At 58.2% G+C, this 13,212-nt stretch carries 14 protein-coding genes; 6 read left to right on the top strand and 8 right to left on the bottom strand.

Going from position 1 to position 13,212, the window contains the following annotated elements:
- Positions 1-80 precede the first annotated feature (80 nt).
- From benC to benA, 3 genes are read right to left on the bottom strand one after another with little or no spacing between them, the layout of a single operon-like run.
- The gene (benC, locus tag F8N62_RS02415) at positions 81-1,094 is read right to left on the bottom strand and encodes a benzoate 1,2-dioxygenase electron transfer component BenC (protein WP_150709457.1); all 1,014 of its coding nucleotides are present in this window, start codon (positions 1,092-1,094) and stop codon (positions 81-83) included.
- Positions 1,095-1,104: 10 nt separating this feature from the next.
- Positions 1,105-1,593, bottom strand: a complete 489-nt coding sequence (gene benB, locus F8N62_RS02410) for a benzoate 1,2-dioxygenase small subunit (RefSeq protein WP_150709456.1) — start codon at positions 1,591-1,593, stop codon at positions 1,105-1,107.
- Positions 1,590-2,954 carry a benzoate 1,2-dioxygenase large subunit gene (gene benA / locus F8N62_RS02405; protein WP_150709455.1) on the bottom strand — a complete coding sequence of 455 codons (1,365 nt, stop codon included), beginning with the start codon at positions 2,952-2,954 and terminating at the stop codon, positions 1,590-1,592. The genes benB and benA overlap by 4 nt, the downstream gene beginning before the upstream one ends.
- Positions 2,955-3,148: 194 nt before the next feature.
- On the opposite strand from benA, the gene F8N62_RS02400 reads away from it, so the two are divergent.
- Genes F8N62_RS02400 through F8N62_RS02390 form a run of 3 tightly spaced genes read left to right on the top strand, consistent with a single transcriptional unit; the run spans position 3,149 to position 5,474 of the window.
- A complete protein-coding gene (locus tag F8N62_RS02400) occupies positions 3,149-3,634 on the top strand; it encodes an Hcp family type VI secretion system effector (protein ID WP_150709454.1) in 486 nt (161 codons plus the stop codon).
- Positions 3,631-5,091 carry a hypothetical protein gene (locus F8N62_RS02395; protein WP_150709453.1) on the top strand — a complete coding sequence of 487 codons (1,461 nt, stop codon included), beginning with the start codon at positions 3,631-3,633 and terminating at the stop codon, positions 5,089-5,091. Before F8N62_RS02400 ends, F8N62_RS02395 begins: the two co-directional genes overlap by 4 nt.
- Positions 5,088-5,474 carry a hypothetical protein gene (locus F8N62_RS02390; protein WP_150709452.1) on the top strand — a complete coding sequence of 129 codons (387 nt, stop codon included), beginning with the start codon at positions 5,088-5,090 and terminating at the stop codon, positions 5,472-5,474. The genes F8N62_RS02395 and F8N62_RS02390 overlap by 4 nt, the downstream gene beginning before the upstream one ends.
- Before the next feature lie 64 nt (positions 5,475-5,538).
- Here the strand turns inward: F8N62_RS02390 and F8N62_RS02385 are convergent, their stop codons facing one another.
- The 4 genes from F8N62_RS02385 to F8N62_RS02370 all read right to left on the bottom strand — a co-directional run bounded on the left by F8N62_RS02385 (position 5,539) and on the right by F8N62_RS02370 (position 9,180).
- Positions 5,539-6,495: an AraC family transcriptional regulator gene (locus tag F8N62_RS02385; protein ID WP_150709451.1), complete on the bottom strand. Its 957-nt coding sequence runs from the start codon at positions 6,493-6,495 to the stop codon at positions 5,539-5,541.
- Positions 6,496-6,749: 254 nt separating this feature from the next.
- Positions 6,750-7,679 (bottom strand): catechol 1,2-dioxygenase, encoded by a 930-nt coding sequence (gene catA, locus F8N62_RS02380; RefSeq protein WP_150709450.1) that lies wholly within the window; start codon positions 7,677-7,679, stop codon positions 6,750-6,752.
- A gap of 51 nt (positions 7,680-7,730) precedes the next feature.
- Positions 7,731-8,021, bottom strand: a complete 291-nt coding sequence (catC, locus tag F8N62_RS02375; RefSeq protein WP_150709449.1) for a muconolactone Delta-isomerase — start codon at positions 8,019-8,021, stop codon at positions 7,731-7,733.
- Positions 8,022-8,031: 10 nt separating this feature from the next.
- Positions 8,032-9,180: a muconate cycloisomerase family protein gene (locus tag F8N62_RS02370; protein ID WP_191632334.1), complete on the bottom strand. Its 1,149-nt coding sequence runs from the start codon at positions 9,178-9,180 to the stop codon at positions 8,032-8,034.
- A gap of 124 nt (positions 9,181-9,304) precedes the next feature.
- On the opposite strand from F8N62_RS02370, the gene F8N62_RS02365 reads away from it, so the two are divergent.
- A complete protein-coding gene (locus tag F8N62_RS02365; protein WP_150709447.1) occupies positions 9,305-10,189 on the top strand; it encodes a LysR family transcriptional regulator in 885 nt (294 codons plus the stop codon).
- Positions 10,190-10,350: 161 nt separating this feature from the next.
- Here the strand turns inward: F8N62_RS02365 and F8N62_RS02360 are convergent, their stop codons facing one another.
- Positions 10,351-11,250, bottom strand: coding sequence for a polysaccharide deacetylase family protein (locus F8N62_RS02360; RefSeq protein WP_150709446.1), 900 nt, complete (start codon positions 11,248-11,250; stop codon positions 10,351-10,353).
- A gap of 185 nt (positions 11,251-11,435) precedes the next feature.
- Here F8N62_RS02360 and F8N62_RS02355 point away from each other — a divergent pair, with 185 nt between their 5' ends.
- Together F8N62_RS02355 and F8N62_RS02350 are read left to right on the top strand one after the other, a co-directional pair.
- Positions 11,436-12,116 (top strand): SOS response-associated peptidase, encoded by a 681-nt coding sequence (locus F8N62_RS02355; RefSeq protein WP_150709445.1) that lies wholly within the window; start codon positions 11,436-11,438, stop codon positions 12,114-12,116.
- 274 nt (positions 12,117-12,390) lie between these two features.
- Positions 12,391-12,663: a hypothetical protein gene (locus F8N62_RS02350; RefSeq protein ID WP_150709444.1), complete on the top strand. Its 273-nt coding sequence runs from the start codon at positions 12,391-12,393 to the stop codon at positions 12,661-12,663.
- Positions 12,664-13,212 lie beyond the last annotated feature (549 nt).

The following is a 13,212-nucleotide window of genomic DNA, read 5'->3' as shown; positions in this document are numbered from 1 at the left end:
GTCATCGTTAACGACCATCGCGAGCAAGCTCGCTCCTACAGAGGATCTGTGTTCAGGAGGGGATGTGAGTACGCCCTCACTCAGGCCGCGCTGGCCGCAAACTTCTCGTAGTAGAAATTCACCGGCGCGATACCTTGCTCGCGAATGTAGTGGCTGACCGCTTCGACCATCGGCGGCGGGCCGCACAGGTAGACATCGACGTCGCCCTCGTTCAAGTGCTTTGGCTCGATGTGCTGGGTCACATAGCCCTTGAGCGGGTGCTGGCTGTCGGGGCTGGCCACGCAGGCGCTGAAGCTGAAATTCGGGATGCGCGCAGCCAAGGCTTCGAGGCGATCCATTTCCACCAAATCGAAATCGTTGGTCACACCGTAGATCAGGTGCAGCGGATGCTCACTGCCCTGCTCGGCGATTTTTTCCAGCATCGCAGTGAACGGCGCCAACCCGGTGCCGCCGGCCAGCAGCAACAGCGGACGACGAATCTCACGCAGGTAGAAACTGCCCAGTGGCCCGGCCAGGCTCATGCTGTCGCCGGCCTTGGCCATGCCGGTGAGAAAGCTGCTCATCAGGCCGCCGGGCACGTTGCGGATCAGGAAACTGACTTCGCCATCACGCTGCAACGAGCTGAAGGAATAGGCGCGGGTCTGCTCGCTGCCGGGAACCCCGAGGTTCACGTATTGCCCCGGCAGGAACGCCAGTTTGCTCAACGCGTCACCCTTGATCGACAGCGCTATGGTGCTGTCGGACAACTGGCGCACGGCGCTGATGGTTGCGTCGTAGCTGGCCTGTTGCGTACGGCAGACTTCTGATGAAGTCGGCACCCGCACCACGCAATCGCTCTGGGCGCGCATCTGGCACGTCAGGACAAAACCTTGCTCGGCTTCTTCCGCCGTGAGGGCGTCTTCGATGTATTCCTCGCCCAGGTCGTAGCGACCGGCTTCGGCGAAACACTTGCAGGTGCCGCAAGCGCCGTCGCGGCAGTCCAGCGGAATGTTGATGCCTTGACGATACGCCGCATCGGCCACGGTTTCGTGGTCATTGACGTCGATAAAGCGGGTGACGCCGTCTTCGAAATTGAACGCAATGGAATGAGTCATGACGGCTGCCTCACAAGTGGTAAACATCGATGACCTGGCGAACGTAGTCGTTCTTCAGGATCACTTTCTTGGCCTTGATCAGCGGGTTTTCACCGCGCACATCGAGGGTGTAGAAACTGCTGCCGAAATAGCTGTCGACGGTCTTGTACCGGAAGCTCAGGGTGTGCCAGTTAAAGCGCACCTTGCAGAGGCCGTCGGCCTGTTCGAGCAGCTCGATGTTGCTGATGTTGTGGGAGGTGCGAGTGTCCGGCACGGTGGCGCTGGAGCGCTCGGTCTTGATCCGGAAAATGCGGTCTTCCAGGCCGGTACGGTTGCCGTACCAGATCAGCGAAATTTCCCGCTGCGGGTCTTCGGTCAACTCGTCGTTGTCGTCCCAGGACGGCATCCAGAACGTCGCGTCCTGGGCGTACAACTCCAGCCATTCGTCCCATTGCCGGTCATCGAGATAACGCGCTTCGCGGTAGAGGAAATCGCGCACGGTGTCGTAGGAAATGCTCATTGCACGTCCTCCACAGCGATCAACTTCGATTGTTCAGCGGCCAATGCCTTGAGCATGGTTTGCTGCCAATACTTGTGCTGCAGCACGAACAGACCTTCGTCCTCGGTGCGCACGCCGCTGAGCAGTGGGTGCAGATCGATTTCCTTCGCGGCATCATCGGCGCCTTCGATCCAGTGTTCGGCACCACGGGACATGTCGTTCCAGCCTGTCACGCTGCCCTGATAGCCAGTCTGGCAGGAACGAAACTCTTCCAGATCGTCCGGCGTCGCCATGCCGCTGACGTTGAAGAAATCTTCGTACTGACGAATCCGGCTCGAGCGGGCGTGGTCGCTTTCGCCCTTGGGGGCGATGCAGTAAATGGTGATTTCCGTGCGGTTGACCGAAATCGGCCGGGCGATGCGGATTTGCGAGCTGAACTGGTCCATCAGGTACACGTTCGGGTACAGGCACAGGTTGCGCGAGTTCTCGATCATCCAGTCGGCGCGGGCCTTGCCGAAGTCCTGGGCGAGCTCGTCGCGGCGTTCGTACAGCGGACGGTCTTCCGGGTTGGCCCAGCGAGTCCAGAGCAGCATGTGGCCCTTGTCGAAGGAATAGAAACCACCGCCCTGCTTGGCCCAGCTACCGGCGCTCATGGTCGGGTTGCAATCGCCGGCTTCGCGCTGTTTGCGCTGGTTCTGGGTGGCGGCATAGTTCCAGTGCACCGAGCTGACGTGGTAACCGTCGGCGCCGTTTTCGGCGGTGAGTTTCCAGTTGCCTTCGTAGATGTAGCTGGAGGAACCGCGCAGTACTTCCAGGCCGTCGGCGGACTGGTCAACGATCATGTCGATGATCTTCGCCGACTCGCCCAGATGCTCGACCAGCGGCACCACGTCGGCCTTGAGACTGCCGAACAGGAAGCCACGATAGGACTCGAAACGCGCGACTTTGGTCAGGTCGTGGGAGCCTTCGCAGTTGAAGCTCGCCGGGTAACCGGCCGCAGCCGGGTCTTTGACCTTCAGCAGCTTGCCGGAGTTGTTGAACGTCCAGCCGTGGAACGGACAGGTGTAGGAGCTCTTGTTGCCGGACTTGTGTCGGCAAAGCATCGCGCCGCGGTGACTGCAGGCGTTGATAAAGGCGTTGAGCACACCGTCCTTGTTGCGCGCGATAAAGATCGACTGGCGCCCCATGGTGGTGGTGTAGAAATCGTTTTTCTCGGGGATCTGGCTTTCGTGCGCCAGGTACAGCCAGTTGCCTTCGAAGATGTGTTCCATCTCGAGGTCGAACAGCCGCGGGTCGGTGAACATCTCGCGCTTGCAGCGGTAGATTCCTTGTTCTGGATCGTCCTCAAGCAGGGAGTGAAGATACTCGGGTCGCAGGGTCATGGCCGCCGCCTCCATTGTTATTGTTCAGGCAAGACTCATGCTAGGACGGGGCAATGGGGCGGACTATCCGCTGGGTGCAGACCTTTATCCGTTTAATGCAGGGCTCCCGCCAGCAGATCATTTTCGGAATCGGACTACATAACTGCTTACAAGTCTTGAATAGACTGCGCTCCTGACTACAAGGAGTGGTTTCCATGGCTAATCACGGATACATGACCATCAGCGGTAAAACCCAGGGATTGATTTCAGCAGGCTGCTCAACTCAGGATTCTATTGGCAACAAGTATCAGGCGGCGCACACCGATGAAATCATGGTGCTGTCTTACAGCCATAACATCACCACTGTCGGGAACCTCAACAGGTCGACGCACAACCCGATCATCATCACGAAAGGCGTCGACAAATCATCGCCGCTTCTCGCCCAGGCGCTTTCAAACAGAGAGGAGATCAACTGCAAGATCAGTTTCTACCGCGTGTCATCCGCTGGCATGCAGGAAAAGTTCTATACCGTTTCGATCATTGGCGGCGTCATTACCGACCTGACGCTGGAAATGCCTCACGCCATTTATCAAAACGACGCCGAGCCCCAAGAGCAAGTGGCCATTCGTTACCGTGACATCACCTGGACCCACCATCTGGCTAAAACCAGCAGTTACAGTTCGTGGGGTGAAGAAGGATGAACCCGTGGGACATCAACAGTGCTGCGGGAAAACTGGTGGGGCAAGCCCGCACGCTTGGCACTCGTCATCTGGCGCACGGCATGGCGCGTGAGCGGTTCAATAGAGAAGTGGCCTATTACGCCAATCGCATTGCCGGCGATGTAGCACAAAACCGCAAAACGCCCGAGCAAGGCTTGCAGGCGCTTGTGCAAGAACAACGAAACCTGCTCATCCAATTGCAAGCCCTCGCGGGAAAAGCTCAGGCCGCGATCACTGAACACGTTAAAAAATTACCGGCCTCAACACTTACACGTCCCGTTTCTAAACCTGACCCCGTGCGTTTACTGCGCTACGTCCATGCGCAAAATCTAAAGTCGACTGCCGCGAATTCGCCCGACGCTTTGAAAGCGACTACCGCGCCGCATCCTGTCCCGGACCTGAAGTTTTTCCCTGAGGAGCAATGGCCAGCGCCCGTCCCACAAGAAGAACCCGGGTTCTACGTTGTTCCAAGAAGCACGACAGCTGAAAAACTGCAGGCTCAGCTATTCACTCCATCAGCCTCCCCTGCCGTCATCGCCAAATTCAAAACCCTGAACCCGAATCTGGACCAGGTAAAAGCCGGGACGATGATTGTTCTAAGTGACCCGAACAATCACCTCTGTACCTTCGAAGACGCGTTGTTGATGCAAGCGGCAGCGACGGTGAATAAAGCACTGGAGCCGCTCAGCCCGGAAGAGGCCGACTTCATGGCTCGTCACTATGACGAAATTGCGTTCTTTGTTTCGAAAGGGTCACTCGGGGCCAGTGCCGGGTTGGCGATGTTTTCGAAGAATCTGAAAGACGTGGACGACCTTTTGAGGAACATCGATAAGTTGCACACAAAAACCTTTCAGGCCAACGGTCACCTCAACACTCCAGATTTTTACGCCGAGCGCAAACGCCTGCTGACTCAGCTGGACACCCAACTCACCAAACTGACTAAAAAGAGCATCGGTTTTCCGGATCATCCCAATCTGAAAAACGTGTTGGGCATATCGACAAAACGTCTTGTTCATCGCTGGAGAAAAGCCGGGGCCATTGGACAGATTCCCGGTTATGCCACGCATATTGAACGGGTTTCCAAAGCTGCGAAGTATGTGAAATATGGTGGTTGGGTTGGTACGGCGGTGGGTGGTGGAGCGTCAGTAATCAAGGTTCAGGGGGTTTGTGCAGAAGGGAATGTGGAGGCCTGTGAGAAGGTGAAATTTACAGAAGCCGGGGGTTTCTTCGGAGGGCTGACGGGCGGCATTGCAACCGGTGCCCTGCTAGGCGGCTCTACCGCCGGCGTAATTTGTGCAGCCCTGGGAGTGCCTACTGGTGGGGTCGGAACCTTTGCATGCGGTTTACTAATAGTCGGCGGGAGTTCTTTGGCAGCAGGGGAAGTCTTAGGAAAGGGTGGAGAAATCATTGGTGAAAGAATCTACGAGGCGACTAAATGAGCATCAGTACCGCTGACAAAATAGTCATTGTTGTCGGTCTAATCGACTTTGGAGGTCTGTTCATAATAATTGGCATATCACTTCACCTCGCCTATACAAAAATGGACGTGATGTTGGATCACCTGCAGAACTGCCCGGCGGTCATGATTCGGGCACCGTTCAGAAATGGCGGGCCTTGGGGGAACATGTTTTTACTGGGATCCATAATGGGCGTAATAACTACACCTCGGCTCTATCTCCGTGATGGGGGTGCATGCGCTGAGGACCTGAAGAACTTTCCTGTCGCCCTTAAACGAAAGCTGATTGTTTTACAGTGGACCGGCTGGGGACTTTTACTCGTAATGTTTGGCCTTGTTGCAGCTGCTGAGCTCGATCTAGTCTGAGAAAAATTTATGCTCTTTTCAGGTGAATCAGTTTTGCTGAAAGGCCATGAAGACCATCAGCACTTCAATCCCGCCGCTTCAACGTATCCGACGGCAACTCCCCAAACTGCTTGCGATAGTTATCCGAAAACCGCCCCAGATGCAGAAACCCATAATCCATTGCCACTTCCGTGACATTACGCACGTTGCAGGTCGGGTCACTCAAACAGGCGTTGATGCGTTCCAGGCGTTTCTGGCGGATGTAGTTTTTCGGCGTGGTGCCAGCGTTGCGTTCAAACAGGCCGTACAGCGAGCGCAAACTCATCCGCGCCTGTCGGGCCAGTTCTTCGCTGTCGATGTCTTGCTTGAGGTGCCGGGCGATGTAGTCGGCAATCACTTCGAACGTCGCGGTTTGTGAGCCAAGGCAGATGCGACTGACGTTGGTTTGCATCAGGCTGAGCATTTTGCTGACGATGATCTGTGCGTAGTGTTCCTGCACCTTGGGAATCTGTTCGGTGGCCTCGGCTTCCTGGCAGATCATCGCCAGCAGTCCGACAAAGCCTTCCAGCTCGTTGAGCTGATAACGGTTCTCCAGAAACCGCACACCCTGCTCCGGATAGCGCCAGCGTTGCTCGTCGCAGATCGATTCGAGCAATGACGTCGGGACTTTGAGGATGAATTTTTCGCAATCGTCGGAATAGGTCAGGTCCACCGGGTCGTCAGGGTTGATCAGCAGCAACTCACCGGGGGCAAAGTAATGTTCCTGACCGTGGCCGCGCCACAGGCAATGGCCGCGCAACAGCACTTGCAGGTGGTAGATGGTTTCCAGCGCGCCCGAGGTGACGCGCACGCTGCCGCCGTAGCTGATGCGGCACAGGTCGAGGCTGGCAAACTTGCGGTGATTGAGGCTGGCCAGTGGCCGCCCTGCACGGGGCATCAGGATGCAGTGGTTTCCGACATGCTGATTGACGTATCCCGAGACCGCGTAAGGGTCGGCATGGTCGAATACGGAGCTGCGCTGACTCAACAGTTGCGCTTGCATATCGGTCACTCTCGTTGTTGTTATGGTCGGTTCATTCTAAGGCCGTGATTGCAGTGGTGTGTCAATTGGCCGACCTGTGGGATGTGCCGGCCTCTTTCGCGAGCAGGCTCGCTCCCACATTTGAACGTATTTCGTCAGAGAGAATGCGGTCAACTGTGGGAGCGAGCCTGCTCGCGAAGGGGCTATCAGCTTCAACATAAATGTTGGCTGACACACCGCTGTCGCGAGCAGGCTCGCTCCCACCAGGCTTGAGGTCAGTCCTCGAGTGCGCGTACCCGTTCGTGACGTTGCTGCTCTTGCGGCTGGGCGGACGATTGCAAGGTGAAATCGAATTCGATCTCGGCAAAACGCCCGCTGACACCGTAGGCCGCTGCACGCGCCTGGTCATCGCTGAAGGTGATTTTCGCGATCAGCTCGTCGCGGGTGGCGTAGGCGAAATCGTCGTGCAGGTATTGGTCGCCGTCGAGGTTGATCTGCGTGGTCAGGTGACGATGATCCGGTGCGGAAATAAAGAAGTGCACGTGCGCCGGACGCTGGCCGTGACGGCCCAGGTTATCGAGCAGTTGCTGGGTCGGACCGTCCGGTGGGCAACCGTAACCCGACGGCACGATACTGCGGAAACGGTAGCGTCCCTCGGCATCGGTGACGATGCGACGACGCAGGTTGAATTCCGATTGCGTCGTATCGAAGTAGGAATAAGTGCCGCCGGTATTGGCGTGCCAGACATCCACCACCGCGCCGGCCAAGGGTTCGCCAGCGGTATTGAACACCCGGCCCTGCATAAACAGCACCACACCCGGATCGACGCCATCATCAAGGCGCGCTTCACCCTGCGACAACGGCGCACCCGCCACGTACAGCGGCCCTTCGATGGTCCGCGGCGTGCCGCCCGACTTGCCGGCCTGCTCGTCTTCGGCGTCCATCAGCAGGTCGAGGTAATGCTCCAGGCCGATCCCGGCCACCAACAGACCGGCTTCCTGACGCGAACCCAGCACGTTGAGGTAGTTGACGGCTTTCCAGAATTCTTCCGGGGTCACGGCCAGGTCTTCGATGATGTTCACCGAGTCGCGCAGGATGCGATAGACCAGCGCTTTTACGCGCGGATCGCCGCCATCATTCAACAGGCCGGCGGCCTCTTCGAGAAATTTCTGGACGCTGGCAGTGTGGGAAATCTTGACGTTCATGGTGGTTCCTCATCTTGTAATTATTAGCGTAGCGAACTGAACAGGCTGGGTTCAGCGGTCATCCTCGCGAATCGACGAAGGATGCCGGCACATCGCGGTGACTTCGATCGCCATGTACGGGTACAGCGGCAATTGCATCAGCAAGTCGTGCAGCTCTTGAACGCTGTCGACATCGAACACGCTGTAATTGGCATACAGCCCGGCGATGCGCCACAGGTGACGCCACTTGCCTTGATCTTGCAGGCGCTGGGCCAGGGCTTTTTCGTCCGCTTTCAACCGGGCGGCGGCTTCGGGATTCATGTCGACCGGCAGGTTCACGGTCATTTTTACGTGGAACAGCATAAAGCTCTCCTCAAGCAGGATGAATGGCAGAAGACGTTTTGTCGCGACGGTAGAACGCCAGGCGTTCTTCATCGAGGATCAGGCCCAGGCCCGGGGTGTTTGGCACGTGCAGCTCGAAATCGCGATAGACCAGCGGTTCGCGGAGTATGTCTTCGGTCAACAGCAAAGGGCCGAACAGCTCTGTGTCCCACGCCAGTTTATTCAGCGTAACGAAGGCGTGGGCCGAAGCCAGGGTGCCGATGCCACCTTCAAGCATGGTGCCGCCGTACAAGCCGATACCGGCTGCTTCGGCAATCGCTGCGGTTCGCAGCACGGCACGCGGGCCGCCGTTCTTGGCGATTTTCAGGGCGAACACCGAGGCGGCGCCTTCCCGAGCCAGATTGAACGCATCTTCCACGCACTCGATGGATTCGTCGGCCATGATCGGCGCCGGGCTCATGGCGTTCAGGCGGGCCATGCCGGCGCGGTTGTTGCGTGAAATCGGTTGTTCGATCAGGTCGATACCGTTGGTGCCGAGGACCCGGCAAGCGCGCAACGCGACCGCTTCGTCCCAGGCCTGATTGACATCGACCCGGACGCTGGCGCGATCGCCGAGGGCTTTCTTGATCGCGATGACGTGGGCCAGGTCGCGATTGACTTCGCCGGCACCGATTTTCAGTTTGAAGATACGATGGCGACGCAGGTCGAGCATTTTTTCCGCTTCGGCGATGTCTTTCCCGGTGTCGCCGCTGGCCAGGGTCCACGCCACCGGCAGCGCATCACGAACCCTACCGCCTAGCAGTTCGCTGACCGGCAGGCCGAGGCGTTTGCCTTGCGCATCGAGCAGCGCCGTTTCGATACCTGATTTGGCGAAGGTGTTGCCACGAATGCTGCGCTCCAGACGCAACATCGCCGCGTTCACATTGGCGCTGTCCTGCCCCAGCAACAGCGGCGCAAAGTGGCGGTCGATGTTGGTCTTGATGCTGTCCGGGCTTTCGTTGCCATACGCCAGGCCACCGATGGTGGTGGATTCGCCGATGCCTTCAATGCCATCGGCGCAGCGCACACGAATGATCACCAGGGTCTGGTTCTGCATGGTGTGCATCGCCAGCTTGTGCGGGCGGATGGTCGGCAGATCGACGATGATCGTCTCGATCGATTCAATGGCTGTAGCAAGCATGTCGATACCCGTCAGGTTCTTAAAGTTCTGGAACCGATTCTGGTACGGCTTTTTTCGCGATGCCAATATAGAATTGGTCTGACTTGATACCTTTAAGGTATGCGAATTGATTTTCGGAGGTTGTATGGAACTGCGTCACCTGCGCTATTTTCAGGTGTTGGCTCAAACCCTGAATTTCACCCGAGCCGCTGAATTGCTGCACATCGCCCAGCCGCCGCTGAGCCGGCAGATCCAGCAACTGGAGGACGAGCTCGGGGTGTTGTTGCTGGAGCGCGGGCGGCCGCTGAAGCTGACCGATGCCGGGCGGTTTTTCCATGAGCACTCCACCGCGCTGCTAGAGCAACTGGGCAAGGTCTGCGACAACACGCGACGCATCGGCCTGGGGGAAAAAACCTGGTTGGGGATCGGTTTTGCGCCGTCGACACTGTATGGCGTGCTGCCCGAACTGATCCGCCGTTTGCGCAGCGGCGAACCGCTGGAGCTCGAATTGGGGCTCTCGGAAATGACCACCCTGCAACAAGTGCAGGCGCTCAAGGCCGGGCGCATCGATATCGGTTTCGGCCGGATTCGCATCGACGACCCGGCCATCATCCAGACGGTGTTGACCGAAGACCGTCTGGTCGCCGCCCTCCCCGCCGGTCACCCGTTGCTGGCCGGACCGATCAGCCTGCGCGACCTGGCGAAGGAACCCTTTGTGCTGTACCCCGGCAACCCGCGCCCCAGCTATGCCGACCATGTAATCGGTTTGTTCGAATCCTATGGCGTGAGTATCCATGTGGCGCAATGGACCAACGAACTGCAAACCGCTATCGGCTTGGTGGGTGCAGGGATCGGCGTCACCCTGGTGCCGGCCTCGGTCCAATTGCTGCATCGCGACGACATTGGTTTCACGCCACTGCTGGAAGACAACGCGACCTCGCCGATCATCCTCAGCCGACGCGTGGGCGATGTATCGCCGGGGTTGAATCATTGTTTGCGGATGATTGATGAATTGCAGCCGCGGGACTAAGGGAATTGGCAGCAGTCGGCAACCTGTGGCGAGGGAGCTCGCTCCCGCTGGGCTGCGCAGCAGACCCAAAATTATCGCTGTTGCAATAAATGTTGAAGGGCTGCTGCGCACCCGAGCGGGAGCAAGCTCCCTCGCCACGGGTGTTTATCGGGTGCTGAGCCTCAGTTGGCATCGCCGCCCCAGATCCAGTTCCAGATCCCCGGCAATTTCACTGGCTGTGAACTGTCACGAACGGTGCGCGCCATGGCCGCCCGTTGCAGTTCGGCCTGATCGTCATAAAACGGCTTCTGCGCGGTTTTCACGCCGGTGGCCTGTGCGCTGTCCAGCAGGATTTGCAGGTACTCGCGGGCATGCCGGGCGGTGTAGCGGTTGAGGTCGTGGAAGGTCACCACCACCGGGATCACGCCGTCCACGGTCGGCAACTCACCCAACGCGATGCGCTCGCGCACCTGTGACAACTGCTGCAGCATGTTGGCCCGGCGCCGGGGGCTGGCGTTGAAGCCCCAGATTTTGCCGTCATTCGCGCTGAGATCCGTCAGTAGCACCTGCATGCCATGCTTTTGATAAGCAGCAAACACCCGTTTGTCGTAGTTCCAGAAGGGTGGGCGCACCAGCGTCGGCGCCGCGCCGGTCATCGCGGCGATGTCGGCGCTGCCTTTGCTCAGAGCGTGTTCCAGTTCATCGGGACTCAGCGAGCGGTGATTGGTGTGCCAGTGAGTGGCGGTGTGGAAACCCAGAATGTGTCCGTCGGCGCGTTCGCGGCGCATGACCTCGCGGCCGATGTCGCTGTCGCCCGCCCGTGGCGCACCGGTCTGCACGAAGAACACCGCTTTGATATTCGGCTGCACCGGGTTCGAGGCCAGACTGTCGAGAATCGTCATCGTCGGGTTCCAGAAACTCGATGCGCTGGGACCGTCGTCGAAGGTCAGCAGAAACCGGATCGGGGCTTGCGCGCTTAAACGCTGTTGAGTCTGCGGCGTCATGTCGATGGGAGCAGCGATGCAACCCGCCAGTCCGATGGCAATGGCGAGTGCAGCGAAAACCTTGAACAGCTGTTTCATGGTGTGCCTTGGGCCAGACCGTTGCGCCCGCACGGGTGTGCGGGCGCAGGTTGGATAAGGGTACACCGTGTTTGGTTCCGAGCTGCTGGAACGCGTGGCCGATAATCGGTGCAGTCGCCAGTTCGGTGTGGTTCTCGAGCGGGAGGCCCGGCTATGCTGAAAATTCCAGCTGGAGGATTAGGTCGATGTGCGGACGACTCTCGCAGTACCGGGGCATCCACGATTTCGTGGCGGTGTTGAGCATGCCTCACGCGCTCATCAACTACGTCGGCGACGAGCCACTGGCGCGCTACAACGCCGCGCCGACAAACCAACTCGCCTTGTTCCACTCTGAAAACCACCGGTTGCAGGCCGACAAAGTGCGCTGGGGCTGGCGCCCGCACTGGGCGAAGGATCGCGCGGCGCCGATCAATGCGCGGGTCGAAAAAGTCGCCCACGGGCCATTCTTTCGGGCGATCTGGCCCCATCGCGCGATTGTGCCGATTGATAGCTGGTTCGAATGGGTGGATGCCGGGGATTCAACGAAACAACCCTGGCTGATCTGTCGGCAGGACCGGGCGCCGATTTTTTGCGCCGCCATTGGCCAGTTCCCCAAGGACAACGAGGCGCCGCGAGACGATGACGGTTTCGTGATCATCACCGCCGACAGTGCCGGCGGCATGCTCGACATTCATGACCGACGGCCGATCGTTTTGTCGCCCGAACTGGCAAGGGAATGGCTTGACCCTGCGACGCCCCGAGAACGCGCAGAGCAGATTGCTTTAATGGAAGGCGAAGGAAGTGAGGTATTTGAGTGGTATCGCGTCAGCAAAGCCGTGGGTAATGTGCGGAACCAGGGCCCGGAACTTATTGATGAAGTGGCGTGAACTAATCAATTTCGGGATAAAGGCGGTCAATAGTGAGAAGTTGTATAGACAAATTATTAACGCCAGCGTTACAGCGAGTGTTTCATCCAAGAGACACCCCTAACTATATGGCGACTTGATACGTGCGCCGCTTGTCTGACAATCCGATAGTCGTACATACATTCAGATTGACTGCGGATAGCATGCGCGCCGCATTTCCATTGGCACCAATCCGTTGACCAAAGAGTCAGCAAATTAGGAAATCCTATTTACATCAAGCCTTGCAGAGACCTGAATGCGCGACGATTTTGCTATTGATCAAGTCGTTAGTCTGGAGTGCGTTTATCTTTCGCCGACAGAACACTATCGACTTAACTGTTTTATCGAACAGTACGTCCGGACCCGGAACTTGCGATCTGTTTCGGGGATCGACGGGATACTGCGTTCGACGCTTGATCACTATCCGGGTAAACCGCCGGTGATGGTTAATGAGTTGAATGCCTGGATTGACAGGACTTTGGGGTATCGGGCGTCTCATCCTGATGTTTTGCCGTTGGATGATGTTTGAAATTTTGGCGGTTGGGGTTGGGATTGAGTACATATCCGTTTCTTTGGTGACGGCGGCTATTGGTTTCGCCCTTACGGCGAGTCACTTTTGAAAAGCGCAAAAGTAACCCAAACGCTCTTGCCCCACCACTCGGCACCTCGCTCTGGCTCGGTGTGCCCTCACTCCGGCATTGCTCCGCGGGTCGCCGCGAAGGGCCATCCCTGGCCCAGCGCGGCTAAACCGGCATCCTTGCCGGTTTACCCGCTGCGCAATGCCTGCGTTCGGCCAGCGTGGTTTAACGGGGCGCTCAGGATCAACATCAAAACCGCGGCGGCCTTCGGGCCGACCGGGGTATCAAGCGGGCGCGCTTCGCTGGTTTGAGCGTGCACAACCTCTGGCCTGATGCAAATCCCTGTGGGAGCGAGCTTGCTCGCGATGGCGGAGTGTCAGTCGCCATCAATGTTGAATGTCAGTCCGCCATCGCGAGCAAGCTCGCTCCCACAGTGGGGAATTTGGTGGGCGTGGCATTGGTGTTCAACTGCGATGACTTGGTCGAACTAACCGTCAGGT

The sequence above is a fragment of the Pseudomonas fluorescens genome, assembly GCF_902497785.1.
Taxonomy (GTDB): domain Bacteria; phylum Pseudomonadota; class Gammaproteobacteria; order Pseudomonadales; family Pseudomonadaceae; genus Aquipseudomonas; species Aquipseudomonas fluorescens_BO.
The sequence above is the reverse complement of the archived record's forward strand: the minus strand, read 5'-3'. Positions and strand labels throughout refer to the sequence as shown.